General features: G+C 64.2%; 2 protein-coding genes. Both read right to left on the reverse strand.

Features of this window, described 5'->3' with window-relative positions; all coding sequences use genetic code 11:
- Positions 1 to 113 precede the first annotated feature (113 nt).
- The gene (gene mraY, locus ACMUOY_RS19925; RefSeq protein WP_413894479.1) at positions 114 to 1,292 is read right to left on the reverse strand and encodes a phospho-N-acetylmuramoyl-pentapeptide-transferase; all 1,179 of its coding nucleotides are present in this window, start codon (positions 1,290 to 1,292) and stop codon (positions 114 to 116) included.
- The coding region (locus ACMUOY_RS19930) for a UDP-N-acetylmuramoyl-tripeptide--D-alanyl-D-alanine ligase (protein WP_413894480.1) at positions 1,282 to 2,631 on the reverse strand (1,350 nt) is incomplete at its 5' end. The genes ACMUOY_RS19930 and mraY, both read right to left, overlap by 11 nt.

A 2,631-nucleotide genomic window follows, 5' to 3' on the forward strand; every position in this document is an offset into this window, starting at 1 on the left:
GTATCGGCAACCTGCACCCGCGCACCGCAGCGCGCGCACCAGCGCGCCATGGCCAGGCCCGAGGCCCCGAGTCCGAGAATGAGGACGTCCTGATCGCGAAGCAGGTTCATGGCCTATCTCAGCTTCAGGGTCGACAGACCCACCAGGCACAGCAGCATGGTGATGATCCAGAAACGCACGACGACCTGCGTTTCCTTCCAGCCGCTTTTCTCGAAATGATGGTGCAAAGGCGCCATCTTCAGGATGCGGCGCCCGGCGCCATACCTGCGTTTGGTGTACTTGAAGTAGGACACCTGCAGCATGACCGACAGGGCCTCGACCACAAAAATGCCGCCCATGATCGCCAGTACGATTTCCTGGCGCACGATCACTGCCACCGTACCCAGGGCAGCACCCAGTGCCAGCGCGCCGACATCGCCCATGAAGACCTGCGCCGGATGCGTGTTGAACCACAGGAAGGCCAGGCCGGCGCCCGCCATCGAGGCGCAGAAGATCATGAGCTCGCCGGCCCCTGCAATGTGCGGAAGGAAAAGATAGCGCGAGAAAACTGCGCTGCCGGTCACATAGGCGAAGAGACCCAGCACGGAGCCGACCATGACCACCGGCATGATCGCCAGGCCGTCCAGACCGTCCGTAAGGTTCACGGCATTGCTGGAGCCCACGATGACGAGATAGGTCAGCACGACAAAGCCCAACACCCCCAAGGGGTAACTGATTTCCTTGAAGAACGGCACCATCAAACCGGCCTTGGGCGGCAGGTTGACGTCAAAGCCGGACCGCACCCAGTTGAAAAACAGCTCCAGCACGCGCATGTTGGAGTTCTCGGAAATGCTGAAGACCAGGTACAGCGCTGCCAGCAAACCGATCACCGACTGCCAGAAGTATTTCTCGCGCGAGCGCATGCCCTCCGGATCCTTGTTCACGACCTTGCGCCAGTCGTCCACCCAGCCGATGGCGCCAAAACCGAGCGTCACCAGCAGGACGATCCAGACGAACCGGTTGGTCAGGTCGGTCCATAGCAGCGTCGCGATGGCGATCGCCAGCAGAACCAGGACACCGCCCATCGTCGGCGTTCCGCTCTTGCTGAGATGGGTTTCCATGGCATAGCCGCGGATCGGCTGTCCGATCTTGAGCGCCGTCAAACGGCGAATCACCGGTGGCCCGGCGATCAGTCCGATCAACAGTGCCGTCAGCGCCGCCATCACCGCACGGAAAGTCAGGTACTGGAAGACCCGGAAGAATCCGAATTCGGGCGAAAGCGTCTGCAGCCACTGGGCCAGGCTAGGCAGCATGGACGGCCCCCCCTTGTTGTTCCTGCGCGAACTGAATGATGGCTTCCACCACCCGTTCCATCTTCATGAAACGGGATCCCTTGACGAGAATGCTGGAAACGCCGGGGGCGGCGCCGCGAACAGCGGCCAGCACCGCTGGCATGTCTTCGAAATGACGTGCGCCTGCGCATTGCCGCGCGGCGTGAACCGATTGATTGCCCAGAGTGAACACCTGTTCCAGGCCGCGATCGCGCGCCAGCGCACCCATCTCGGCATGAAATGAGGGGCCCTGGTCGCCCATCTCGCCCATGTCACCCAGCACGAGCAGCCTCGGCGCCGGCAACTCGGCGAGAACCTCTATCGCAGCGCGAACCGAATCCGGGTTGGCGTTGTAGGTGTCGTCGACCACCGTGACGCGGCGACCGGCCAGCGCGACGCTGAAGGCCCTGGATCGCCCCTTGACAGCCTCAAAAGCCTGGAGGCCTGTGCGGATCGCGTCCAGAGACACCCCCGCGGCGAGTGCGCAGCTCGCAGCCGCCAAGGCGTTGCGAACGTTGTGCCGCCCCGCGATACCCAGTCGGAAATTCAGACTGCCCTCCGGCGTGCGGGCCGTCACGCTCCAGGCGCCGTCCTGCCAGTCCCCATGCCCTCGCACGTCGCCCAGCCCCTCCTCGGCTGCATCGGAGAACGTCAGGCGCCTGCGCTGACCGCAAAGCTCGGACCACAGCGGGGCAAAAGAATCATCGGCCGGAAAAACGGCAACGCCTTGCGCGCCAAGGGATTCGATGACGCTGCCGTTTTCGCGGGCGACGGCCTCGACGGTCGCCATGTACTCCAGGTGCTCGCGCTGGGCGTTGTTGACCAGGGCAACGGTGGGCGCCGTCATGCCCGCCAGCAGGGCAATTTCGCCCGGGTGGTTCATGCCCATCTCGACAACCGCGGCCTCATGCGCGGCGCGCAGGCGCAGCAGAGTCAGTGGCACCCCGATGTCGTTGTTGAAATTGCCCTGGGTGGCCAGCGCACCCTCGCCCTTCCAGGCTCGCAGGATCGCTGCGATCATCTGTGTCACCGTGGTCTTGCCATTGCTGCCCGTCACCGCGATCAATGGCAGGCTGAATTGCTTGCGCCACCCGGATGCCAAAGCGCCCAGCGCAGCCTTGGCGTCGGGAACGATCATGCCGGGCAGGCCAGCCTCGGCAAGCAATTCCTGCGAAGCGGGCTCGCAGAGGGCCGCAACTGCGCCCTGGCTCGCGGCCTGGGCCAGGAACTGCCCCCCGTCGAACCGTTCACCGCGCAGCGCGACAAAGAGGTCACCCGGCTCCAGCGTGCGGGTATCGGTATGGACACGTGATATGGCAAC

The organism is Candidatus Skiveiella danica (assembly GCF_022705245.1).
Classification (GTDB): Bacteria; Pseudomonadota; Gammaproteobacteria; order Burkholderiales; family Burkholderiaceae_C; genus Skiveiella; species Skiveiella danica.